At 70.6% G+C, this 22,995-nt stretch carries 23 protein-coding genes and 1 pseudogene; 16 read left to right on the top strand and 8 right to left on the bottom strand.

The genetic code is table 11. The features are described from left to right. Nucleotides 1-100: 100 nt before the first annotated feature. The 3 genes from ACIRSS_RS06005 (at nt 101) to ACIRSS_RS05995 (ending at nt 3,004) form a co-directional block, all read left to right on the top strand. Nucleotides 101-847, top strand: coding sequence for an ANTAR domain-containing protein (locus ACIRSS_RS06005; RefSeq protein ID WP_400891101.1), 747 nt, complete (start codon nt 101-103; stop codon nt 845-847). Between the two features lie 189 nt (nt 848-1,036). Continuing rightward, the gene (locus tag ACIRSS_RS06000) at nt 1,037-1,807 is read left to right on the top strand and encodes a polysaccharide deacetylase family protein (protein WP_400891099.1); all 771 of its coding nucleotides are present in this window, start codon (nt 1,037-1,039) and stop codon (nt 1,805-1,807) included. Between the two features lie 3 nt (nt 1,808-1,810). Then, nucleotides 1,811-3,004 (top strand): beta-propeller fold lactonase family protein, encoded by a 1,194-nt coding sequence (locus tag ACIRSS_RS05995; protein WP_400891097.1) that lies wholly within the window; start codon nt 1,811-1,813, stop codon nt 3,002-3,004. 299 nt (nt 3,005-3,303) lie between these two features. On the opposite strand, the gene ACIRSS_RS05990 is transcribed toward ACIRSS_RS05995, so the two are convergent. Continuing rightward, the gene (locus ACIRSS_RS05990) at nt 3,304-3,756 is read right to left on the bottom strand and encodes an Lrp/AsnC family transcriptional regulator (RefSeq protein WP_400891095.1); all 453 of its coding nucleotides are present in this window, start codon (nt 3,754-3,756) and stop codon (nt 3,304-3,306) included. A gap of 184 nt (nt 3,757-3,940) precedes the next feature. Between ACIRSS_RS05990 and ACIRSS_RS05985 the strand changes: the two genes are divergently transcribed. Further along, nucleotides 3,941-4,555 carry a LysE family translocator gene (locus tag ACIRSS_RS05985; protein WP_400891093.1) on the top strand — a complete coding sequence of 205 codons (615 nt, stop codon included), beginning with the start codon at nt 3,941-3,943 and terminating at the stop codon, nt 4,553-4,555. A gap of 6 nt (nt 4,556-4,561) precedes the next feature. Here ACIRSS_RS05985 and ACIRSS_RS05980 read toward each other — a convergent pair whose 3' ends face one another. Further along, nucleotides 4,562-5,734 carry an FAD-dependent oxidoreductase gene (locus tag ACIRSS_RS05980; RefSeq protein WP_400891090.1) on the bottom strand — a complete coding sequence of 391 codons (1,173 nt, stop codon included), beginning with the start codon at nt 5,732-5,734 and terminating at the stop codon, nt 4,562-4,564. 23 nt (nt 5,735-5,757) lie between these two features. Further along, complete coding sequence (locus ACIRSS_RS05975; protein ID WP_400891088.1) at nt 5,758-6,513, bottom strand: SDR family NAD(P)-dependent oxidoreductase; 756 nt, start codon at nt 6,511-6,513, stop codon at nt 5,758-5,760. A 141-nt stretch (nt 6,514-6,654) separates the two neighbouring features. Between ACIRSS_RS05975 and ACIRSS_RS05970 the strand changes: the two genes are divergently transcribed. The 4 genes from ACIRSS_RS05970 (at nt 6,655) to ACIRSS_RS05955 (ending at nt 8,709) form a co-directional block, all read left to right on the top strand. Next, nucleotides 6,655-7,314, top strand: a complete 660-nt coding sequence (locus ACIRSS_RS05970) for a TetR family transcriptional regulator (RefSeq protein ID WP_400891086.1) — start codon at nt 6,655-6,657, stop codon at nt 7,312-7,314. 58 nt (nt 7,315-7,372) lie between these two features. Beyond that, nucleotides 7,373-7,780: a DUF6153 family protein gene (locus ACIRSS_RS05965; protein ID WP_400891083.1), complete on the top strand. Its 408-nt coding sequence runs from the start codon at nt 7,373-7,375 to the stop codon at nt 7,778-7,780. Between the two features lie 55 nt (nt 7,781-7,835). Beyond that, a complete protein-coding gene (locus ACIRSS_RS05960) occupies nt 7,836-8,450 on the top strand; it encodes a DUF305 domain-containing protein (RefSeq protein WP_400891080.1) in 615 nt (204 codons plus the stop codon). Between the two features lie 64 nt (nt 8,451-8,514). After that, nucleotides 8,515-8,709 (top strand): BlaI/MecI/CopY family transcriptional regulator, encoded by a 195-nt coding sequence (locus ACIRSS_RS05955; protein ID WP_400891077.1) that lies wholly within the window; start codon nt 8,515-8,517, stop codon nt 8,707-8,709. A gap of 17 nt (nt 8,710-8,726) precedes the next feature. On the opposite strand, the gene ACIRSS_RS05950 is transcribed toward ACIRSS_RS05955, so the two are convergent. Together ACIRSS_RS05950 and ACIRSS_RS05945 are read right to left on the bottom strand one after the other, a co-directional pair. Further along, entirely contained in the window at nt 8,727-9,068 is a 342-nt protein-coding gene (locus tag ACIRSS_RS05950) for a hypothetical protein (RefSeq protein WP_400891074.1), read from the bottom strand. A gap of 121 nt (nt 9,069-9,189) precedes the next feature. Then, nucleotides 9,190-10,572, bottom strand: a pseudogene (locus tag ACIRSS_RS05945) (IS1634 family transposase). Nucleotides 10,573-10,701: 129 nt separating this feature from the next. Between ACIRSS_RS05945 and ACIRSS_RS05940 the strand changes: the two are divergent. Continuing rightward, nucleotides 10,702-11,058 carry a VOC family protein gene (locus ACIRSS_RS05940; protein WP_400891071.1) on the top strand — a complete coding sequence of 119 codons (357 nt, stop codon included), beginning with the start codon at nt 10,702-10,704 and terminating at the stop codon, nt 11,056-11,058. A 3-nt stretch (nt 11,059-11,061) separates the two neighbouring features. Here ACIRSS_RS05940 and ACIRSS_RS05935 read toward each other — a convergent pair whose 3' ends face one another. Both ACIRSS_RS05935 and ACIRSS_RS05930 read right to left on the bottom strand, forming a co-directional pair. Next, nucleotides 11,062-11,718 (bottom strand): alpha/beta hydrolase, encoded by a 657-nt coding sequence (locus ACIRSS_RS05935; protein WP_400891069.1) that lies wholly within the window; start codon nt 11,716-11,718, stop codon nt 11,062-11,064. Nucleotides 11,719-12,173: 455 nt separating this feature from the next. Beyond that, nucleotides 12,174-12,830, bottom strand: coding sequence for a TetR/AcrR family transcriptional regulator (locus ACIRSS_RS05930; RefSeq protein ID WP_400891067.1), 657 nt, complete (start codon nt 12,828-12,830; stop codon nt 12,174-12,176). A gap of 167 nt (nt 12,831-12,997) precedes the next feature. Between ACIRSS_RS05930 and ACIRSS_RS05925 the strand changes: the two genes are divergently transcribed. The 7 genes from ACIRSS_RS05925 to ACIRSS_RS05895 all read left to right on the top strand — a co-directional run bounded on the left by ACIRSS_RS05925 (nt 12,998) and on the right by ACIRSS_RS05895 (nt 20,435). Then, on the top strand, nt 12,998-14,182 hold the full coding sequence (locus ACIRSS_RS05925; protein ID WP_400891065.1) for a cytochrome P450: 1,185 nt from the start codon (nt 12,998-13,000) through the stop codon (nt 14,180-14,182). A 12-nt stretch (nt 14,183-14,194) separates the two neighbouring features. Then, the gene (locus tag ACIRSS_RS05920) at nt 14,195-14,392 is read left to right on the top strand and encodes a ferredoxin (RefSeq protein WP_400891063.1); all 198 of its coding nucleotides are present in this window, start codon (nt 14,195-14,197) and stop codon (nt 14,390-14,392) included. Between the two features lie 317 nt (nt 14,393-14,709). Beyond that, the gene (locus ACIRSS_RS05915; RefSeq protein WP_400891060.1) at nt 14,710-15,855 is read left to right on the top strand and encodes a VOC family protein; all 1,146 of its coding nucleotides are present in this window, start codon (nt 14,710-14,712) and stop codon (nt 15,853-15,855) included. Beyond that, nucleotides 15,852-16,787 (top strand): fumarylacetoacetate hydrolase family protein, encoded by a 936-nt coding sequence (locus tag ACIRSS_RS05910; protein WP_400891058.1) that lies wholly within the window; start codon nt 15,852-15,854, stop codon nt 16,785-16,787. Before ACIRSS_RS05915 ends, ACIRSS_RS05910 begins: the two co-directional genes overlap by 4 nt. Beyond that, entirely contained in the window at nt 16,784-18,667 is a 1,884-nt protein-coding gene (locus ACIRSS_RS05905) for an acyl-CoA synthetase (protein ID WP_400891055.1), read from the top strand. The genes ACIRSS_RS05910 and ACIRSS_RS05905 overlap by 4 nt, the downstream gene beginning before the upstream one ends. Continuing rightward, complete coding sequence (locus ACIRSS_RS05900; protein ID WP_400891053.1) at nt 18,664-20,169, top strand: bifunctional 3-(3-hydroxy-phenyl)propionate/3-hydroxycinnamic acid hydroxylase; 1,506 nt, start codon at nt 18,664-18,666, stop codon at nt 20,167-20,169. Before ACIRSS_RS05905 ends, ACIRSS_RS05900 begins: the two co-directional genes overlap by 4 nt. Nucleotides 20,170-20,204: 35 nt before the next feature. Next, nucleotides 20,205-20,435 carry a hypothetical protein gene (locus ACIRSS_RS05895; protein ID WP_400891051.1) on the top strand — a complete coding sequence of 77 codons (231 nt, stop codon included), beginning with the start codon at nt 20,205-20,207 and terminating at the stop codon, nt 20,433-20,435. Here ACIRSS_RS05895 and ACIRSS_RS05890 read toward each other — a convergent pair. Then, nucleotides 20,432-22,990 (bottom strand): LuxR C-terminal-related transcriptional regulator, encoded by a 2,559-nt coding sequence (locus ACIRSS_RS05890; RefSeq protein ID WP_400891048.1) that lies wholly within the window; start codon nt 22,988-22,990, stop codon nt 20,432-20,434. The genes ACIRSS_RS05895 and ACIRSS_RS05890 overlap by 4 nt on opposite strands. Between the last annotated feature and the right edge of the window lie 5 nt (nt 22,991-22,995).

Here is a 22,995-nt window from a genome sequence, read left to right as displayed (position 1 = left end):
GGCCACGCTGCTACCGGCATCAACGCCTGGACCTGCCGAGGCCCCCGGCAACACTTAGTGTTGTCCGGGACTCCCCGTCCCCGCCTCGATGGAGCACCGCATGGAAGACAACCTGCTGTACGAGCGGGACGCCGCACGAAGAGTGGACGATGTCACCGACGCACTGGACCGCCTGGCCGGTACCTTCGCTGAAGAAGAGGAACTGCTGGAGGTCCTGCAGCGGGTGTGCCGGCAGGTCATGCACGCCGTACCGGATGCGGAGATCGCCAGCATCACGCTGCTGCGCGACGGCGCCCCCTACACAGCGACCGCGACCGGTGACCGCGCGCACCACGTCGACCAGGCACAGTACGACGCCGGGCGCGGGCCCTGTCTGGAAGCCGCCCGCACCGGCAAACTCCAACGCGTCACGGTGACCGAGGTGGCACACCGGTGGCCCGAGTTCGCCGCCGCCGCGAGCGAGTCCTCGGTCGTCGCCTACCTGTCCGCGCCGCTGTTCGTCGACCACCAGTACCACGGTTCGCTCAACCTGTACGACACCGGCGGCAACAGCTTCGGCGCGCTCGACGCGGCGCTGCTGGACCTCTACACCGCCGCCGCCGAATCCGCGTTGCGCGGCACCCTCCGGCACCAAGCCGCCCGCGAGACCATGGGACAGCTGCGCACCGCGTTGACCTCTCGCGCGGTGATCGACCAGGCCAAGGGCATCCTCATGGCCCTGCACAGCATCCAATCCGACGACGCGTTCGACCTGCTCGTCAAGGCGTCGCAGGAGCAGAACGTGAAGCTGCGCGACGTCGCCGAAAAATTCGTCGCCGAGGTCACGGCTTCCTCGAGCCGGCACTGACCCTGCGCGGAGGGGCGCGACGAGGACGCCGGCTCGCTGCTGAACCGACGCCGTCGCCGAGCCCCGCCAAGCAACGAAGGGGACTCAGACTGACAGGTACCCTGCTCCCCGCTCCGCTGAACGCGGCCACTCAGCGTTTTCACAGCGGGTTTGCGCCAAGGTTCCGCCGTACGTCGTAAGGGAGGTTTTGTGGACGACCCGCTGACCCGGCGCCGCCTGTTCGGGGTGACGCTGGGCGCCGCCGCGCTGGCCGCGTGCTCGGCACCCGGGCAAACCCCGGCTCCGGTCGGTTCCACCCCGCCGCAGGCGGTGCCGCCGCCGTCGACCACACCCCCGCCGTCCCCCTCTTCGCCTCCGCAGGGGCCGGCCACCGAGCTCGTCCGCTCCTCATCGGGACGGCCGCAGGTCGCGCTGACGTTCCACGGCGCCGGTGACCCGCAGGTCACCCGCCAGGTGCTGGACGTCGTGCACCAGCACGGCGCCCGGATCACCGTGCTGGCGGTGGGCACCTGGCTCGCCGAGCACCCGGACGCCGCCCGGATGGTCCGCGACGGCGGCCACGAGCTGGGCAACCACACCTGGAGCCACCCGGCGCTCTCGGGTTACGCGCCGGAGCCGATGTACGCGGAAATCCAGCGGTGCCGGGACAAGCTCGCCGAACTGACCGGCTCGCCGGGGAACTTCTTCCGTCAGTCCCAGGGCCAGCACGCCACCCCCGAGGAACTCGTCGAAGCCGGCAAGGCGGGCTACGCCCGGGTGCTGTCCTACGACATCGACTCCCTGGACTGGAAGGACCCCGGGCCGGCCGCGATCCGTGCCGCGGTCGCGAAGGCCCGCGCGGGCAGCGTGGTCAGCATGCACCTCGGGCACCCGGGCACGGTGGCCGCGCTCCCCGGCATCCTGACCGCGCTGGCGGACCGCGGTCTCACCCCGGTCACCGCGTCGGAACTGCTGGCGTAGCGGATGCGCGTCCGGCTGACCGCCGTGGTCCTCGGTCTCGTCCTCGCCGCCGGCTGCTCGTCGGGCACCGGCTCGGACATGTCCGGCATGCCGGGCATGTCCGGCGGCCCCGGCACGTCCGTGCCGCACCTGCCCACCCCGCCGCCCCCGGCGCCGAACCCGTTGCCCGGGATGCCCGCCATCCCCGACTCGCACAACGTCGACGCCGCGGCGGGTGCCGGGATGCTCTCTCCCGCGGTCGCGGCCGACAAGCCCCTGGTTTACGTGCCGCACAGCGGCTCGGGCGACGTCTGGGTCATCGACCCGGCGACCTTCCACGTCGTCGCGAAGTACCCGGCGGGCAAGGAACTGCAGCACGTCGTGCCCTCGTGGGACCTGCGCACGCTCTACGCCACCGACGACCGCGGCGACCACGTGCTGCCGTTCGACCCGAAGACCGGGCTGCCGGGCAAGGCGTTCCCGGTCGTGGACCCGTACAACATGTACTTCAGCCCGGACGGGCGGTACGCGATCTCGGTGGCCGAACGGCTGCGCAAGCTGGTCTGGTACGACCCGCACACCTGGCAGGCCCACGACGAAACCCCGGTGCCGGAGTGCGCGGGCGTCGACCACGCGGACTTCTCCCCCGACGGCCGCACGGCGGTCTTCACGTGCGAGTTCGCCGGCCGCGTCGCGGTCGTCGACGTCGCTTCCCACCACCTGCTGCGGATGATCGACATGCCGCACCGCAACACGCGCATGGGCCCGCAGGACATCAAGCTCGCGCCGGACGGCTCGGTCTACTACATCGCGGACTCCGACGCGAACGGCCTCTGGGTCCTCGACGGCGCGGCGACGAAGGTGCTCCGCTTCATCCCGACCGGCGGCGGCGCGCACGGGCTCTACTTGTCACGGGACGCGAAGCAGCTGTACGTGACCAACCGCCACGAGGGCAGCGTCAGCGTGCTCGACGCCTACACCGGCGCACCGGTGACGACCTGGCGCATCCCGGGCGGCGGGAGCCCGGACATGGGCAACGTGACCGCCGACGGCACCCAGCTCTGGCTGTCCGGCCGCTACAACCGGGTGGTGTACGTACTGTCCACAAAGGACGGGACGCTGCTGGCGAAGATCCCCGTCGGGAACGAGCCGCACGGCCTGTGCGTCTGGCCGCAGCCGGGCCGCTATTCCCTGGGCCACACCGGCATCACTCGGTGATCCGGAGGCCAACCGCTTGGTCTGCAGCCGGTCGAGCTTGCCCCGGGCGCGGCGCACCTCGGGTTCCACGTGGTTCGCGCCGAGGACGCCCGGGACGACGTGTCCGAGTGGCTGGTGTCCCGGTTGCTGACCCCGGTGGCGAAGTTCTGGAACTGCCGGCGAGTGTCCGGCGTGACCGAGGAGGTCATCCAGTCCATCGGCGGGCCGCGCTGCTGGTCCCGCTTACTCCGACCCTGGTCGCCGACGCGTTCATCGACTTCGCCCGATGGGGATGAGAAGCAGTTCGCGCCGCCTGACTCTCACATCGGCAGCGGGCGATCGTCGACGACGCTCTTCATGACCAGGGTCGTGGTCAGGCGCTGGACGCCGGGCAGGGTGGCGAGGCGGCTGTCGTAGAGCCGCTGGAACGCGGGCAGGTCCCGGGCGACGACGCGCAGCAGGTAGTCCGGGTCGCCGAACAGGCGTTGCGCCTGGACCACGTGCTCGATCGCGTCGACGGCCAGCTCGAACGCGGTGATGGTGTCGCGGTCGGACTCGCGCATCGTGACGAAGACCAGGCAGTCGAACCCGAGGCCGAGCGCTTTCGCGTCGAGGTGGGCCCGGTAGCCGGCGATCGTGCCGGACCGCTCCAGGGCGCGAAGGCGCCGATGGCAAGGCGCGACGCTGAGCCGCACTCGCTCGGCCAGCTCGGTGACCGTCAGCCTCCCTTCACGCTGCAGCTCGGCAAGGATCTTGCGATCGGTCTCGTCCACGGGGCAGATCTTTCCTCGGTAGCTCGCTTCCTCGCGCGCAAGGATACTGCTCAGCAAGCGCCAAAGCACAGATTTCCTTGCTGGATTGCCGACAACAGCGGCTACTTTGAAAGCACTTTGCCCGCCTCTCGAAATAGCCTTTGTGCTGGCCAGGGGAAGCACCTGGGGAGTCGGGAGGCAGGTCATGGCAGTCGGTGCCGTCGTCGCGTTCTGGGGAGTGGCGATCCTTCTCGTGCTCACGCCGGGCGCGGACTGGGCGTACGTGATCGGCGCGGGCCTGCGATCGCGGTCCGTGGTACCGGCGATCACCGGCTTGCTGGTGGGCTACCTCGTGCTGACGGCGGTCGTGGCCGCCGGCGTCGGTGCGCTGGTCTCGAGCTCGCCGGTGGTGCTGACGGTGCTGACCACCGTGGGCGGCCTCTACCTGATCTGGCTGGGCATCAACGCGCTGCTGCGGCCGGCCGGGGTCGGCGAGGCCGACGGCGGCGCCGGCACCTGGATGCGCCAGGCCGCCATCGGCGCCGGCACCAGCGGACTGAACCCCAAGGCGCTCCTGCTGTTCCTGGCCCTGCTGCCGCAGTTCACCACGCCGTCCTCGGCTTGGCCACTGGCGGCCCAGATCATGGTGCTGGGCCTGGTGTTCGTCACCAGCTGCGCCATCGTCTACACCGCCGTCGCGGTCGGCTCCCGGCTGATCCTCTCGGCCCGCCCGTCCTGGGCCCGGATCGTGTCCCGCTGCTCCGGCGCCGCGATGCTCACGATCGGCGCGGTCCTGCTGCTGCACCAGATCGCCGCCTGAGCGTTCTCACCGTTCGGCTGCCGCGGTGAAGTGGGTCAGCAGAGGCGCTGTCCCAGCCGGGTTCAGCAGCAGCTCGCCGGCGGCGCCGGTGTCGAGGACGGCGCCGGCCATGCGGTCCAGCATGCCGCGCTCGAACACCGTGATCGCTTCGTCGATGGTGGCGTGGGCCGGGGAGAACAGGGCGTGGACGAGTTCGACGGCGTCGAGCAGCGCCATGTTCACGCCCTCTCCACTGAAGGGCGGCATCACGTGGGCCGCGTCGCCGAGCAGGGTGATCCCGGAGTGCTGGTGCCACCGCTGGTGCGCGGGCATGCCGTAAAGCGGCCAGTAGGCGAAGTCGCCGTCGATCTCGTCGAGCACGCCCAGCAGGTCCGGGCTCCAGCCGGCGAAGGTCTCGCGCAGCCGCTCCCGGACGGAGGCGGGGTCGCCGAACCGTTCGCCCTGGACGCGGGCGGGGTCTTCGGCGGTGCGCACGGCGAAGTAGACGCGCACCGAACGATCGGCGGCGCGCTGGGCCAGGATCGCCTTGTCGTCGCCGAGAGCCTGAAGAGCACCCTCACCGGTGTGCCGGGCCACGAACGAGCCGGGGCCGGGGTCGCGCACATCGGCGTGGATGAACGTGATGCCGCTGTAGGCCGGTTGCTCGGCGGTGACGAGAGGACGTGCACGCGAGCGGATGCCGTCGGCGGCGATGACGAGGTCGGCGTCGAGCCGGCGACCATCGGCCAGGCTCACCCGGTGCCGGCCGCCCTTCAGCGGGGTGACACCGCTGACCTCGGCGCCCCAGGTGATCGTCTCCGGCGGCAGGGCGTCGATCAGGAGCCGGCGGAGCTGCACCCGGTCGATCTCCGGCCGGTACTCGCCCGCCGAGTCGTCCACGTCGAGCCGGACGGTCCCGTCCGGGTCCATCAGGCACAGCCGCTGCCCGAGCGGCCGGGCCAGCTCCTCGAACTTCCGATCGAGACCCATCTCCCGCAGAGCCAGCTGGCCGCCCTGTTCGGCTAGGTCGAGGCTGCCGCCCTGGGACCGGGCGTGCGGACTGGCATCGCGTTCGAGGACGCGCGGGGTCAGGCCGCGCTGGTTCAGCAGCCGGGCGGCGGCGAGCCCGGCGGGGCCACCGCCGAGGATGACGACGTCGGCGGTGCGTAGGGCCTGTGCCGCGGTGGCGCGTTCGGTCATGGCGGACTCCTGTCCTGGATGGTTCAGATCTGGGCGAGACCGCCGTCGACGACGATCTCCGAGCCGGTGAGGTACGAGGCTTTCTCGCTCGCGAGGAAGACCACCGCGTGCGCGACGTCTTCGGGGCGGCCCCAGCGCCCCAGGGGAACGGTGCCGGTGACGTACTCGTCGATCGCGGCCTGGAGGGTGGGGTCGGCCTGCGCGGTGAGCGGGGTCGCGATGCACCCGGGGGTGACCGCGTTGACCCGCACGCCTCGCCCGAGGACGTCGTCGTCCAGCGCGAGCGTGCGCACGAGGCTGCGCACCGCGGCCTTGCTGGCCGAGTACAGCGGGTCGCCAGGACGGCCCTTGGCCTCGGCGACCGAACCGGTGACCACCACCGAGCCGCCCCGGCGCAGCAGCGGCAGCAGCTTGACGACGCTGAAGAACACGCTTTTGACGTTGGTGGCCATCATCAGGTCGAAGTCCTGCTCACCGGTGTCGAGGATCGGCGGCGCGTCGGACCGGCCGGCGTTGGCGAACAGCAGGTCGACGTGCTGGTACCGCGCGCCGACCTGGGCGGCGACTTGCTCGATCCCGGCCACGGTCGACACGTCCGCGCCCACGGTGTGCACCGGCGCGGTGCCGCCGATCCGGTTCGCGGCAGCCGCGAGTTTGCCGGGATCGCGGCCGACGATGACCACCGCGTAACCCTCCGCCGCCAGTTCGGCCGCGGTGGCCAGCCCGATTCCGCTGCTCCCGCCGGTCACCACCGCGACCCGGCCGCTCCACTCCACCACCGCGTTCTCCCTTCGTCCGGCTACCTCACCACCGTAGCGCCATCGAGTAACAAATGTTAGTGAGTGTATTAATCGCGTGGATCACATAACACACAGAGGCACGAAGGTTATCGGCTGCCTGACGCGTGCTAGCATGCTCGGATGGGCGGCGGGCACGAGGAAGACGGCGCGCGGCTGAGCCTGCGTGAGCGCAAGAAGCTGCTCACCCGGCAAGCGCTCATCGACGCGGCCGAGGCGATGTTCGCCGAACGCGGGTTCGACGGGGTCACCGTCGCGGAGATCGCCGACGCGGTGAACGTGGCGACCAAGACCGTGTTCGTCTACTTCCCCACCAAGGAGGACTTGGTCTTCCAAGGCGAGGACGAGGTGCTGCGCAGCCTGGTCGACGGCATCCGCGACCGTCCCACCGGCACCACCCCCCTCGACGCCGTCGTGGACGTGCTCAGCACGAGCATGACCGCCAGCCCGGCCGGGGCGGTCGCCGAGCTGGAACGCCTGCACCGCATCGTCGGTGACAGCCCGGGCCTGCACGCGCGGATGCGGCTGATGTGGGAACGCTTCGAACAAGCCGTCGCCGCCGAACTCGCGGCGGAAACCGGCGTGCCGCCCCACGCACCCCAGCCGCGCATCGCGGCCGCGCAGCTCGTGATGATCTACCGCACCATGGCCTCCCCCGAGGTGATGGCCTACATCCGGTCCCACCCGAAACCCCAGCGGCGCAAGGCCTTCAGCGACTGGCTCGAGGCGGCGCGAGACATGACCGGCCACGGGATCGGCGACTACGCCCGCCGCGAGAACTGACGACCGCGCTCTCCCCCGCGGCCGCCATGGGACTGCACGTGGTTGATACGGTGAAGTCGTGACGGCGACCCGGCTCGGCAAGGTGCAGCAGGTTCTCCTCCTGTGCGCGCTCGCCTTGGGCGTCGTCGCCATGCACCACGTCGGCATGGCGAACGCCGCCGGCGGCACGGCGATGCACGCCATGTCGGCCCCTGGCCCGCAGGCAGCCACCGCTCCGCCGGAAACCGGCTCCGGTGAACACGATCCGGGCATGCCGGGCGGCCTGCACGACGTCCTCCACCTCTGCCTCGCCGTCTTGTGCGCGGCGGGCGCCCTTCTGCTGACCGTCGCCGTCCTTCTGGGCACTTCGTGGTTCACCACGACGTTCCCCCGGGCGCCCGGCTCCCGTGGCTCACCGAGCCGGGGACGCCCGCCGGACGGGAACGGCCGCACCATCCTGACTTCTCTGTGCGTTCTGCGGACCTGATCGGGCGGTTTCCCCCGACCGTCGAATCCCGCACACCCACAGAGAAAGATTTGTCATGCGCAAAAACTTCATCATCGCCGGCTTCATGCTGGCCTCCGCCGTCCTGCTCGGCGCCTGCGGCGGCAACGACTCCATGCCCGGGATGAGCTCGAGCTCGTCGGCAGCTTCACCGGCGCCTTCATCGGCCCAAGCGGAGGCGGGCCACAACGCCGACGACGTCACGTTCGTCCAGCAGATGATCCCGCACCACAGCCAGGCGCTCGACATGGCGAAGCTCGTCCCGTCGCGCAGCACCAACCCGAAGGTGCTCGACCTCGCGAGCCGGATCGAGAAGGCCCAGGACCCCGAGATCCAGCAGATGCACGGCTGGCTCTCCACTTGGGGCGCCGGTATGCCGGGGATGTCCTCGCAGTCGATGCCGGGCATGAGCGGGTCGATGCCCGGCATGATGTCCGACGCCGACCTGAAGCAGCTCGGGGCCGCCAAGGGCGCGGAGTTCGACAAGATGTGGCTGGACATGATGATCAAGCACCACCAGGGCGCGATCGACATGGCCAAGACGGAACTCACCAAGGGCGCCAACGCCGACGCCAAGGCGCTGGCCCAGAAGATCATCGATGCCCAGCAGGCCGAGATCACCGAGATGCGGGGCTTGCTCACGCAGGGCTGAGCCCGGGTGGCCGGGGCGGCCGAGTGCCGCCCCGGCCACAAGTATCCTGGCCCGGGGAGGTGCCATGCCGGGCTTGGGCGAGCTTGAAGCGTCGGTGATGGACGTGCTGTGGGACGCAACGGAACCGATGCGGGTCCGCCAGGTGCTCGACGCGCTCAACCGGCACCGCGGCCACCAGCAAAAGCTGGTCGTGCCCACGCTCGACGCCGCCGCCTCTTCCGCCAACCATCAAGGCTCACCACTCAGCACGTCGACCTGATAGACAGGCGTCACCAGTCAAGATCGATCACGCAGTCTCCTGAAAATATTGCTGCCAGGAGCGCGCCAGGCAAAAGCCATTCCCCGTCGCAATAGCTTAGGGACGCGTTTGTTCCGCCCCTCGGTCAAGTCGAGGTCAGGTACTCCACGGCCGTTGACGGCCACCTCGTAGTCCACTACTTGAGAGAAGGTCGACCTGTCACCGTGGTAGCTGTCGTACCAGCGCGACAATAACAAGGCCCCATCGATGATGCGCCATCCTTGCCTCACCACCGCATCCAACTCGGGCGTCAAGTCATCTCGACGAAGCGTGCGCAGAATCTGCACTCCGCCAACCGCTTCCGCTTCGACGTAAGCCATGACACGCCTTTTACTCCTCTGCAGCGGTACATCATCCGCACGTTCCAACTCCCACTGGAGAGCGGGGCATCCCCTCAAAATCACCGTAGACGGGTCGAACTGATACCTGACTTGGCTCAAATCAGTGCGCACCGCGGTCGTGGATGCGGGTGAGGGCATCGCGGAGGTCGTCGGGTAGCGGGTCGACGGCGGTGAGGGTGTGCTCGCCGGCCTGGATGTTGATGGTGCGGTAGCGGCGGGTGGTGCGCACGAACTTTCTTGATCGACCAGCCGGTGGTCTGCTCGATCCACCTGCTGACGGCCAGGGCGGCGAACACGACCGTCAGGTGCGCGTCGCTCGACTCGCGCTTGTGGTGGTAGATCGGCCGCGCACGTAGGTCGAGTTCAGACATTCGGAACGACTTCTCGATGTGGAACAGTCGGTGGTAGGCGTCGATCACGAACTCGGCGGTGACGTCCGGGAGGTTCGTGACGTGGCCTTTGAGGCCGGCAAGGGCGCGTGCCTTGGCTTCCAGGGTCCGGTTGACACCCTTGGTGGCGCCGGTGAGCTGGATGAACCGGTTGCGTTCGACCGCGGTCTTGCCGGCGACGGCCTGCTCGGCCTTGGCGACCTGTTCGTCGATGCCGTGCAGGGTGCGCCGAGCCCGGTCCGCCCGGTACTGGTAGTAGATGATCTGGTCGCGGCGCTGGTCCTTGGGGCCGGCAGGCCAGGGCTGGGTGAAGATGTGCCCGTCGGGGATCTGCTCATCCGGGTGCTCGTGGCGCCACGCCTGGACCACGTACGGCACGTCGGGTATCCGCGCGCCGAGGATGAACGACAACCCCGCGGCCTCGATGGCCTGCTGGTTGGCCGCAGAGATCATGCCAGCGTCGGCCACGACCGTGACATCAGCCAGCTGGTGGGCATCCATGAACGCACGGATGGTCGGCAGCATCGTAGTGGTCTCGCCCCGGTTGCCCTCGAACGCGTCAACCATCAACGGAAACCCGCTTGCGTCGGTGAGCAGCCCGATCGTGATCTGCGGCTCCAGGCGGCGTTCTTTGGAGAACCCGGGCTCACGGAACCCGTCCCCGGCATCGGTCTCGAAGTACAAGGTGGACACATCGTGGAGAACCAGTGACGCCGGCCCCAGATCAGCGGTGCGGCGCACGCCGCGGCCAACTTCTGCCGCCAGGACTCTTTCGCGAACGCGGGCAGACGCCGCTCGAGGGTCGCGTACGCCGGCGGGTCGAAACCTGCCTCCTCGACCACCCGCAGGCTGTCCAGCTTGCTGGTCGGCTCGACGATCGGTGCCAGTACCAGTAATCGGAACACCTCGTCACCACCAGCACCACTGCCGGCCTGCAACGCCGCGAAGTCCGGGCCAAAGTCGAGCTCGGGCTGCCCCACAGCCAGACGCTGCCTCGCCACCGCCTTGAGCGCCTCCAACGCCGCATCGTCATGCGCCGAGCCGATGTGCTCGATGTCCCGCGACCCGCGACGCGAGGAGTGCACGATCTGCACCGCCCTGGCCCCCGACGCCGTCTTCACCGTGCGCAGATTTTCGCCGTTCACACGACGAAACCACAGCTCAACAGCCAGCACCCTACCCAAGATCAGCGATCTTGAGCCAAAGTCGGGTAAGGTGACGGAATGGTCATGCGGGTGGCGATTCCCGTGCTGCCGTGCCGAGATGTGCAGGCAGCGCGGTCGTACTTCACGGACGCGCTCGGATTCGACACCATATTCACCTGGGAGACCCCACCTAGCTACGCGGCCGTGATCCGCGACACCGCCGAGTTCCACCTGTACGCCGAAAGCAGCGTCAGCCCGGCCAGGGTGACGGTTGTCGTCGACGACGTCGATTCCTGCCACGACGAGCTGCGCGCCCGCGGCGCCGACATCGTCGAGCCACTGGCTGACCGGCCCTACGGGATGCGCGACTTCAACGTACGGACACCCGATGGGCACTTGCTGATCTTCAGCCAGCCGCTTACCGAGCACGGGTGACCATCAGCGGACCAGCCGGAAGAATGACCGGACCTCGTCGACGAACAACGCCGGCTGCTCGAACGCCGCGAAGTGGCCGCCCTTGCCGGGCTCGTTCCAGTACCGGATGTTCGGGAACCGGCGCTCCGCCCACCGCCGAGACGGGCGCTGCAGCTCCTTGGGGAAGACCGAACAGCCGGTGGGTACGGTCACCGGCGCGCCGGCCGACCCGGAGATCCATTCGTTGACCTGCCGGAGGCTTTCCCAGTACAGCCGGGCGGATGAGGCACCGGTGCCGGGCAGCCAGTAGAGCATCAGGTTGTCGAGCAGCTCATCTCGGGTAACAACCCGATGCAGGTCGCCACCGGAGTCGGTCCACGACCAGAACTTCTCGACGATCCAGGCGCAGAGGGCGGCCGGCGAGTCGACCAGCCCGTAGCCGACCGTCTGCGGCCGGGTCGACTGCTGCGCCGTGTATCCGGAGCCCCATTCGTCCGCCTCCCGCAGTGTCGCGAGCGCCGCCCGCTCGGCACCGGTGAGGTCGTCCAACGTGGCCGGATCGGGCGGTACGAGCGGCGGCATGAGATGGATGCCGGCGACCCGATCGGGTTGCCGTTGACCGATGCTGGTACCCCAGTCGCTGCCCTGGGCGCCGAACCGCCGGTAGCCGAGCCGGGCCATCAGCTCGCACCACGCGTCGGATATCCGCTCGATCCCCCACCCCGGCGCGGCCGGCTTGTCGCTGAAGCCGTAACCGGGAAGCGATGGGCAGACCCCTAGAACCGGCCGCTTAGTGCGCAGATTTTCGCCGTTCATACGACGAAACCGCAGCTCAACAGCCAGCACTCTACCCAAGATCAGCGATCTTGAGCCAAGTCAGGTACACCATCCGCACGTTCCAACTCCCACTGGAGAGAGCGGGGTATCCCCTCAAACCACCGTAGGCCCATTGCGAGACTCGATATCGATTCGGCATGCCCCACTCGGCCACACAGCACAGCTCTTGCCAGGCTGCAGGCCCGAACATCGAGGAGCGACGACGTCGCAGCGCCGGACCCGAGCTCGCGCAGCAGGTTCGCGGAGCGGTGCACGTCGGGCGAGCAGATGGCGTTGCCCCGTCCGCGGCGCCGCAACCGTCAGGCGGCGGGGTTCGGCCGTTTGAAGACCGTGTCGAGGTCGGGTAGGGGCCTGGTGCACAGGTCGTGGGCTTCGGCGGCGGAGAGGCCGAGCATCCGCAGGACGTCCTCGGTCACCTGATCGGTGGTTTCGGCGTCGTCGCGGTCGGGGTGGCTGTGGAGCAGGCGGGCGAGGCCGAGTGCGGCGCCGGCGACCGTCAGCATGGCCAGCTCGGTGTCGCGGACGGTGAAGCGGCCGGCTCGGACGGCGGCGTCGATGTCACGGCGGGCGCGGGGGGCCAGGCCGTGGTCGGCGGTGGCCAGTTCGAGCCCGTAGTGCAGGAGCACCTTGCTGAGTTCGGGCTGGCGGCGGTGCATGCGCCCGATGAGGCGGAAGCTCTGGGCGAACGTCTGGGCCGGGTCGCTCAGGTCGGTGGTCAGTTCGTCGAGTAGCGCGCCCTGGGCTTCGAGGGCGGCTTCGACCGCCGCCTGGTACAGCTGCTCCTTCGTTTCGAAGTGGTTGTAGAACGACCCCATCCCGACGTCGGCGACCTGGGTGATCTCCAGGACCGGGACGTTCGTCCGCCCCGTCGCGATGAGCGTCTGCGCCGCCCGGACCAGTGCCGCGCGGGTTTGGGCCTTGCGCCGCTCCAAGCGGCTCGAAACCTGCTCTGGCATGGATGCTTCGTCCTCCCGGCCTGCCGAAGCACAGGATAGCGGAAGGCGTCAATCCTGACGATTTCAGCAGACGGTCTTGACTGACGACCCGTTCGTGACTGACGATATCGTCATTAACCGACGAAGAGGTGGACCGTGTGGCAGGAGTTCGCCGAAAAGGAGCAATGATGCCCCCGCGTCCCGATGTTCCCGTGTACCAGCCGGACATCTACTCGCCGCAGGCGATCCTCGACCCGTACCCGCACTACGCGAACCTGCGTGAGCTGGGCCCGGTGGTGTGGTTGCCGAAGCACCAGGTCCATGCCCTGCCCCGGTACGCGGAATGCAAAGCCGTGCTGCTGGACGATGAAACGTTCATCTCCGGCGACGGGGTCGCGCTGAACCCCGTGACGAACCGGCTTTCGCGCGGCACGACGCTCAACAGCGACGGCGAAGACCACGCTCGCCGCCGGGTCCTGGTCGCCCACCGGCTCACCCCCCGGGCGCTGCGCGGGATGAAGGACGTCGTCGAAGAGCAGGCCGCGCAGGTGGTCGAGGCCGCGGTCGCGCAGCGGATCGTCGACGGCGTCGACGTTGCGGCGGCCCTGCCTTCGGCCGTGGTTCCGGACCTCGTCGGATGGCCGCAGCAGGGACGGGAAAACCTCCTCCGCTGGGGTGCGGCAACCTTCGACTCCCTGGGCCCGCTGAACGGGCAGGCGCTGAAGGCCGTGCCCGCCGGGCTGGGAATGATGCGCTTCGCCCGCAGCGTCGTCCGGCAGCGATCGGTGCTACCGGGAAGCATGGGCGACGATCTGCTGCGCGCCGCCGACGAGGGCAAGCTCGGCCACGCCGAATGCCCGGCCCTGATGATCGACTACCTGGCGCCCTCCTTGGACACCACGCTCAGCGCGATCGCGAGCGCCTTGCACCTGTTCGCGACGCACCCTGGACAGTGGCAGCTCCTCAGGGAAGAGCCGGGCCTGATCCCCAACGCGGTCAACGAGATCGTCCGGTTCGAGTCCCCACTGCGAGCGTTCAGCCGCAAGGTCGTCCTCGACACCGAGGTGGCCGGCACCGAGCTGCCCGCGGGTTCACGCGTGCTCGTCCTCTACGCCTCGGCCAACCGCGACGCGCTGGAATGGGCGAACCCGGACACTTTCGACATCCGCCGGGAGGCGGCGCGCCAGCTCGGTTTCGGCTACGGAACGCACGGCTGCGCCGGGCAGGGCCTCGCCCGGCTGGAGACCCAGGCGATGCTGCGCGAACTCGTCGCCCGAGTCGAGAAGATCGTGCCCGCCGGCGAACCCGTGTGGGCGCGGAACAACATCATCCACCGCCTCGAGCGGCTGCCGCTCGAACTCGTCCCGGCCTGAGGGGAACGACCGATGAAGATTTCCGTCGACCACGACCGTTGTGAAGGCCACGGCCTGTGCACCGAACAGGGCCCGGCGCTCTTCGAACTCGACGACGACGGCGAACTCGTCTACCGCTTCGACGGCGGCACCGTTCCGCCGGAACACGTTGCCGCTGCACGGGCGGCCATCACCTCCTGCCCCGTCGCCGCCTTGAGGGAGATCGCGTGACACCGGGCCATTGTGGACGGATCACCCCACTCGGACGAAAGTCGCGTGAATCCCGGACGCAGCGGCCGGAAGTGCGCGCCGAAGCATCGGCCGGGTCCGCGGTCCAGCGCGTCCTTCACCGCCGCTCGGTAGAGCTGCTCCTTGCTCTCGAAGTGGTTGTAGAACGAACCCATCCCGACATCGGCCTGGGCGCCCGGAGCAGCGCGGCACGAGTGCGGACCCTCCGGACCAACCTTCGCGGATCGCCTCGGAAATGAGGAAATCGTCAGAACCACTTGACTGACGATACGCTCTAGAGTGACGATATCGTCAATCAAATGGGAGGGGCGATGATCGACCACCACGATCCCCACGCCGACCTGCACAGCGAGCAGGGCTCGTTGCCCGGCGAACACCCGGGGAGGGCGCCCAACCCGGTCGTCAAGGTGCACGACCTGGCGTGGCTGGAATTCGAGAAGCCGGACCTGGCCAAGGCCGAAGTGTTCGCCCACGCCTTCGGGTTCACCACGTCGCTGCGCACCGCGGACGAGCTGCAGCTGCGTGGCACCGAACCCGGCGCGCCCTGCGTCCTGATCCGCCGTGGCCCGCGCTCGCGGTTCACCGGACCGGCGTTCCGGGCCGCCGACCCGGCGGACGTGCTACGCCTGGCGGAGGCGACCGGGCACCAGGTCACCCGCCTGCCCGAGAGCCTCGGCGGGGCCACCGTGGACCTGCACGACCCGAGCGGCGCCCGGGTGCGGGTCGTGTCCGGCACGCACGAGTTGCCGGCGTTGCCGGCGCAGGAGCCGCTGACCTTCAACTTCGGGCACGACATCACGCGGGTGAACGCCACCCAGCGGCCGCGGCGGGAGCCGGTCAAGGTGCAGCGGCTCGGCCACGTCGTGCTGCAGACCCGGAAGTACCGCGAAACGCTCGACTGGTACCTGGCCCACCTGGGCCTCATCGTGAGCGACTTCCTCTACTACCCGGGCCAGCGCGGGCGGGGCCCGGTCATGAGCTTCATCCGCTGCGACCGCGGTGACACCCCGACCGACCACCACACCCTCGCGATGGTGCTCGGCCCGGCGAACCGGTACGTGCACTCGGCCTACCAGGTGCCCGACCTCGATTCGCTCGCCGCCGGCGGCGAGTACCTGCTCGAGCGGGGCTACCGGCGGTCGTGGGGCATCGGCAGGCACATCCAGGGCAGCCAGCTGTTCGACTACTGGCGCGACCCCGACGGGTTCCTCGTCGAGCACTTCAGCGACGGCGACGTGTTCGACTGCTCGCTCGAGCCCGGCTGGGCGCCGATGACCGCGTCGGGACTGGCCCAGTGGGGCCCGCCCGCCACCAAGGACTTCCTCGGCGTCAAACCCGGCCGGGAAGCGTTCGGCGAGCTGCGCGCCATCATCGGCGCGCTGCGCGAGGAGAACGAATTCGACTTCGACCGCCTTCGCGGCCTGCTGAAAGTAGCTGTGTCATGAGCATTTCCGTCCTCCGCACCGCCGACGCCTGGTGGGTGGCCACCCCGGCCGGGGCGGCCGAGGTCGCCACCCGCGCCACGACCACCGCGCAGCTGCTGGCCGACCGCGACGCCCTCGACGCGGCGGCGTCGAGCGGGCGCACGGTCGGCGTGGAGACCCTCGCACTGGTCTCGCCGGTCACCGCGCCGTGCCGGGTGGTGGCCCAGATGACCAACTTCGCCTCGCACGTCGAGGACACCGGCGGGAACCCGGACACCGTGCCGCTGACGTTCTTCCGCAAGTCGTCCGGCTCGATCAGCGGCCCGCACGACGACGTGGTGCGGCCCGCCCACGTGCGGCTCCTGGACTACGAAGTCGAAATCGGCCTGGTCATCGGCACGGAAATCCCGGTCGGCACGGAGATCGGCGACGACATCGCCGGGTACGTCGCGGGCCTGGTGGTGACCAACGACATCTCGGCGCGCGACATCCAGCTGCCCCAGACCCAGTTCTACGAAGCCAAGTCCTACCCGACGTTCACCCCCACCGGGCCCGCGCTGGTCCTGCTCGACACCGACGAACTCAAGCGGTTCACCGACCTGCGGCTGAAACTGACGGTCAACGGCGAAACCCGCCAGGACCAGACGGTTGCCGACATGATCTACCGGCCCGCCGAAACCCTCCGGGCGCTCGCCCGGTTCCAGCGGCTCGACCCGGGCGACCTCGTCCTGACCGGCACCCCCGTCGGCACGGCGTTGTCCGCCCCGCCGAAACCGGTGGAGATCATCGGCTCGCTGCTGCCACCGGCGCTCAAGTGGAAGCTGTTCTTCCGTGGCCAGGCACGCAATCCCCGGTATCTCCAGGACGGCGACGTCATCGAGGCCGGCGTGGCCACCGACGACGGCGCGATCGACCTGGGCACCCAGCGCACGGTGGTGAGGCACGCCCGATGACCGGGAACCTGCTGTGGCCGGAGTACTCCGCCCCCACCGACGTCGCCGCGATCGAAGCCGTGCCGCTGACGGCACGCGGCCTTCCCGCGTCCACCTACGCCCTCCTGGTCCGCGCCGCGACCACCTGGCCGGACCGCACCGCGCTCACCGTGCTGCCGGAAGCCGCGCGCTGGCGCGAATCCGAGCAGTGCACCTTCGCCGAACTGCTCGGCGACGTCCACCGCTACGCGAACCTCCTGCACGAACTCGGCGTCCGCCGGCAGGACGCGGTCGCGCTGATGTCGCCCAACACCGCCGAGCTGGTGCCCGCCACCCTGGCCGCACAGCTCGCCGGGATCGCGGCGCCCCTCAACGGCGGCCTCTCCCGCAAGCACCTCACCCACCTCCTGCGGCGGTCCGGCGCGCGGGTCCTCGTCACCGCCGGTCCCGAGCTGTCCCCGGCGGTCTGGGAGACCGCGCAAGCCCTCGCCCAGGACGGGCACGTCGACTCCCTCTTGGTCCTCCGGCCCACCGGCGCCGCCGAGCCGGCCCCGGACCTGCCGAGCCTGCCCGGGGTCCGCGCCGGCTACCTCGGCGAACTGGCGGCCGAGCAGGACACCTCGGTGTTCTTGGGTGATCCACCGAGTCCAGCGGACCTGGCTGCGTTCTTCCCGACCGGCGGCACCACCGGCGCGCCGAAACTGGCCGCGCACACCCACGCCGGCGAGATCGCCGACGCCTGGATGCTGGCCGCCAACTCGCTGCTCGACGACGCCGCCACACTCTTCGCCGCGCTACCGCTGTTCCACGTCAACGCGCTGGTCGTCACCCTGTTGACTCCGCTGTTCAAGGGACAGGCCGTGGTCTGGGCCGGGCCGCTGGGCTACCGCGACGTCCCGCTCTACGGCGAGTTCTGGAAGATCGTCGAGCACCACCGGATCGCCACGATGAGCGCCGTCCCCACCGTTTACGCGGTGCTCGCGCAGTGCCCGGTCGACGCCGACATCAGCAGCCTGCGGTTCGCCATGGTCGGGGCCTCTCCGCTGCCGGCCGCGGTCCGCGAAAGCTTCCAGGCCCGCACCGGCATCACGCTCGTCGAAGGCTACGGCCTGACCGAAGCGACCTGTGCCAGCGCGCGCAGCTTCCCCGACGCGCCCCGGACCGGCTCGGTCGGTCAGCGGCTGCCCTACCAGCGGGTGAAGACCGTGCGCGTGCGCGAGGACGGCACCTGGGAAGACCTCCCGCCCGGCCACACCGGCGTGCTCGCGATCAGCGGCCCCACCGTGTTCCCCGGCTACGTCACCGGCCGGGACGAGCACGGCCACGTCCTCGACGGCCTCGGCAAGCTCGTCGACGGCTGGCTCGACACCGGCGACCTCGCCCGCCTCGACGCCGACGGGTTCGTCCACCTCGCCGGCCGCGCCAAGGACCTCATCATCCGCGGTGGCCACAACATCGACCCCGCGCTCGTCGAGGACGCCCTGCTCGCCCACCCCGCGGTCACCGCCGCCGGCGCGGTGGGCCGGCCCGACGCCCACTCCGGCGAAGTCCCCGTCGCCTACGTGACGCTCGCTCCCGGCGCCGTGGTCACCGAGCGGGAACTGGGCGACTGGGCCCGCGACCAGGTCCCCGAGTCCGCGGCCGCGCCGAAGACCGTCACGGTGCTCGACGCCCTGCCGCTGACCGACCTCGGCAAGCCGTACAAGCCCGCCCTGCGCGCCGACGCCACCCGCCGCGAGCTGACCGAAGCGCTGGCCGGCGTCCCCGGGGTGCTGGACGTCGAGGCCGAGATCGACGACGGTGCCGTGGTCGCGGTGGTACGGACCACAGGCGACGACTCCGCGATCAAGGCCGTCCTCGGTCGCTACGCGATCGGCTGGCGCCTGGCAGGTGCCTCGTGAGCGAGGTACCGGTGGTGATCATCGGCGCGGGCCCGACCGGCCTCACCGCCGCCACCCTGCTGGCCCAGTACGGCGTCGAGTGCCTGGTCCTCGACCGGTGGGAAACGATCTATCCCCGGCCCCGCGCCGTCCACCTCGACGACGAGATCTGCCGCATCCTCGGCCGGCTCGGCGTCTTCGAGGAGTTCTCGGCGATCTCCTGGCGCTGCAACGGGTTGCGGCTCGTGGACCGGGACCTGCACGTGCTCGCGGAGTTCCGGCGCGACGCGGCGCACGGCAGGCACGGCTACCCCGAGGCGAGCATGTTCGACCAGCCCGAGCTGGAAGCGCTCCTGCTCTCGGGCCTCAAGCGGCACAGCGCGGCCACGCTGCGCGTCGGCGCCGAGGTCACCTCCCTCGCCCCGGACGCCGGCGGGGTGCGCGTCGCGTTCACCGAGTCCGGCCGAGGAGACTCCGTGCTCGCCAAGTACGTCCTCGGCTGCGACGGCGCGAACAGCCTGACCCGGACCTCGATCGGTGCCGTCCTGCGCGACCTCGGGTTCACCCAGCGCTGGCTCGTCGTCGACATCCGCACCGACGCCGAACTCGGCGCCTGGGAAGGGGTCCACCAGGTCTCCGACCCGGCCCGCGCCGCCACTTACATGCGCGTCGGAGAGAACCGCTACCGCTGGGAGTTCCAGCTGGCCGACGGCGAAACGGCCGGCGACTACCGTGCACCGGCCACGCTGCTCCCCTTGCTCAAGCCGTGGACCGGGGAGACACCGGCCGACCGGCTGGAGATCGTGCGCGTCGCCGAATACACCTTCCGCGCCCAGGTCGCCGACCGCTGGCGCGACCGGCGGGTCTTCCTCCTCGGCGACGCCGCCCACCTCACCCCGCCGTTCATCGGCCAGGGCATGGGCGCCGGAATGCGCGACGCGATGAACCTCGCCTGGAAGCTCGCGGGCGTGCTCAACGGGACGCTCGCGGAAACCGTCCTGGGCAGCTACGAGACAGAACGCAAACCCCACGCCACCACCATGATCCGGCTCGCCAAGCTGATGGGCACCGCGATGACCGAAGGCGGCGAACTCGGCAACCTCCTTCGCCGCGTCGCCGCACCCCGCCTGCACCTCGTACCCGGCCTGCGCAACCGCGTGCTCCGAACCGAAAGCCCAGCCCTGCACCGCTCCGCCCTGGTGGTGCGCCCGCCCCTGGGGCCTTCCCTCGCCGGCCGGCAATGCCCCAACGCACCGGTCGACGGCGGCCGGCGCCTCGACGACGTGACAGCCGGCCGGTTCGCCGTCATCAGCGCCGCCGAGCCGTCGCCCGCGCAGCGCGCGGACATCGAACGACGGGGAGCCGTGCTCGTGGTGGCCCGGCCGGGGAGTGCCCTGCACCGCTGGCTGCGCCGCGGCTTCGCCCGCGCCGCGGTCGTCCGTCCCGATGCGACGGTGCACCGCGCCGGGCGCGACCTGGCTGCCCTCTGCGCGGCGATACCGCCATACCGCGCAACCCCGTGAAACGTGGCCCCGACGATCGACAGGAAGGACCCGTCGTGACGACAACTCACGCGACGCGGATCACCACCGCCGATCTCCACGAATGGCCGGGACCGGATGCCGAACTCCTGGGCGCCGTCGACGCCGTGGTGCGTGACCACTCGCTCTCCGAAGCACAGTGGGCGAACCTCTCCGGCCGATACCGAACGGCCGGAGCGATCGTCCGCACCTACAGCCTGCTCCGGCCGCTCCACGTTCGGCCGCAAGAGCGGACGGGCGGCGCCTAAAGGAGGTCGAGCTCGCGGGCCCGCGCCACCGCCTCCGTGCGGTTGCGGGCCTGCAGCCTGCCGAAGATCTGGTTCAAGTGCCACTTCGTGGTGCCGACGGTGATGAACAGCTTGTCCGCCACCTGCTGGTTCGACATCCCGGTGGCGATCAGCCCGAGGATCCGCCGCTGCGTCTCGGTCAGCGTCTCCACCACGCCGACGCCCGGCACCGTCCGCAGGTCCGAACCGCGCGCGGGCACCGAAGGCGCGCCCCGGAAGCGGGACAGCAGGTCGGTGACGAACTCCGGTGCCGTCGCGCGGACGTCCTTCAGCAACGGCACTATCCCCGCGCCCTCGTCGAGGAACGTGCGGCGGTAGCCGTCCGGCGCCGCTATCCCGACCGCCTCCGCGAGCACGTCCCGCGACCGCGCACGAGCCAGGGCGCTCACGACGAGGATGGCCACCAGGCTCCCGTCCCGGCCCTCTTCGCGGGCGCGGTCCTCGATCACGCCCAGCACGTCCAGTGCCGCGGCGGGCGAGCCGCGCGCGATGAGCAGGCGGGCACGGGTCAGCTGCTCGTAGTCCGACGAGGACGGCTGGTCGCCGGTGATCTCGGCCAGTGCCTGCGACGCGGCCGCGATGTTGCCCGAACGCAGGTGCAGCTCCACGATCGTCGCCACGACCAGCCGGGCGCGGCGGTAGTCCTCGGCGGCGTCCGCCTGGCGGCGCGCGGCCAGCAGTGCCTCGAAACCCTCGTCCACGTGGCCGGTCGCGTGGTGCAGCCGCGCCAGCGTGCGCAGCCCCAGCAGCGTGTACGACGTCGTGCCGAGCTGCTCGCAGCGCGCGATCCCCTCGACGAGGTGCGTGCGTGCCTCGGTCAGCTCGTCACGCTCGTACAGCAACGTCCCGAGCGGCACCTCGGCCAAGCCGGCCATCGGCGCCGAGGGGTGCGCGCGCAGGGCGTCACGGCACAGCAGGACGGCCTCGCGCAGCCGGCCCTGGACGTACAGCAGCGGCGCGAGGTAGCCGGTGGCCTCCAGCGCGCTCAACGGGTTCCCGCTGCGCTCCCCCAGCCGGACGGCCTCGCGCAGCACCTCGATCGCGCCCCGCCGGTCGCCGGTCAGCCGCCGGGCCTGGCCCAGCACGCCCATCGCCGCGGCGCGGAAGAACGACGTGCTGTCCCCGAGCAGGTCGAGCGCCGTGGTCGCCAGCCCGGCGGCGTCGGCGGGACGGCCGTGCGTCAGGGCGAGGTAGGCCTGGAACGTCCGGAGCATCGCGCGATCCGCGGCGGGCGAGGACGGGCCCATGCCCGCGTCCGCGATCGCCGCGTACGCCTCCGCGTCGTCGGCGCGCCCGGCGAGGTAGAGCAGCCAGCCCTTGAACCCGGCCAGGTCGGGGTGGGCCCGCACCTCGTCCTCGGGCAGCCGGTCGAGCCACGACAACAACGTGGCCAGCTCGCCGCGCCGGACCTGGTCGTCGGCCTGCGCGCGCACGGTTTCGACCGCCAGGCCGATCTCCCGGCCGGGCACCGCGTGCCGGATCGTCTCGGCGGGCATCTCCCGGGTCGAGAACCAGCGCGCCGCCCGCGCGTGGCACTCGACGGCCACCTCGGGATCCAGCTCACCGCGCAGGAAGTCCGCGAACAGGCCGTGGTACCGGTGCCACTCCCCCGCGTCGTCGATCGGCGTCAGGAACAGGTTGGCGCGCTCGAGGTCCCGGATCACCCGGTCGCTGTCGGACCGCCCCGTGACGGCGTCGCAGAGCGACGACGACAGCGTCTCGAGCACGCTCGTGCGCAGCAGGAAGTCGCGGATGTCGGCGGGTTGGCCGGCCACGACCTCCTCGGCGAGGTAGTCCAGGACGTACCGGTTGCCCGGCTGCAACCGCACCGACGGCGCCGCGGCGGTGCCCTCCCGCAGGCCGATGCCGAGCATCTGCAGTGCCGCCGCCCAGCCCTCGGCGCGGCGGTTCAGCTCACCGACGGTGCCCGCGTCGACCTCGCGCCCGATGACGGCCGACAACAGCCCGGCGGCCTCGCCGGCCGAGAACCGCAGCTGGGCCGCGCCGATCTCGGCGAGCAGGCCCCGCCCCCGCCAGCGGGCGAGGGGCAGGTCCGGCTCGGTGCGGCCCAGCAGCACCAGGTGCACGCCCGGCGGGCAGTGCTCGACGAAGAACGTCAGCGCGTCCAGGATCTCCGGTTCGCCGAGCACGTGGACCTCGTCGAGCACGACCACGAGTTCGGCGTCGACGAGCTGGTTGACCAGTTCGGTCATCACCGCCGGGGTCGACGCGGTGCCGGAGTCCAGCAGCGTCCGGCTCGTGCCGAGGGCGGTGAGGAGGTAGTCGAGGACGCGGCCGGGGACGTCGTCGTCCTCGTCGAGCGTGAGCCACGCCGAGCGGCCCCCGAAGTCCCGGAGCCACGTGCTCACCAGCGTCGTCTTGCCGAACCCGGCGGGCGCGGTGACCAGGGTGACCGGGTGCGCCGGCACGGCGTCGAGCAGGCGCAGCAGCCGCGGCCGCGCGACCGCGCCCGGCCGGGCCGGCGGGATCAGCAGCTTCGTCGCCACCACCTGCACAACCC

Origin of the sequence: Amycolatopsis sp. NPDC101161, assembly GCF_044768185.1 — a bacterium.
In the GTDB taxonomy this organism is placed as follows: domain Bacteria; phylum Actinomycetota; class Actinomycetes; order Mycobacteriales; family Pseudonocardiaceae; genus Amycolatopsis.
This window is presented reverse-complemented; position numbering and strand designations above follow the sequence as displayed.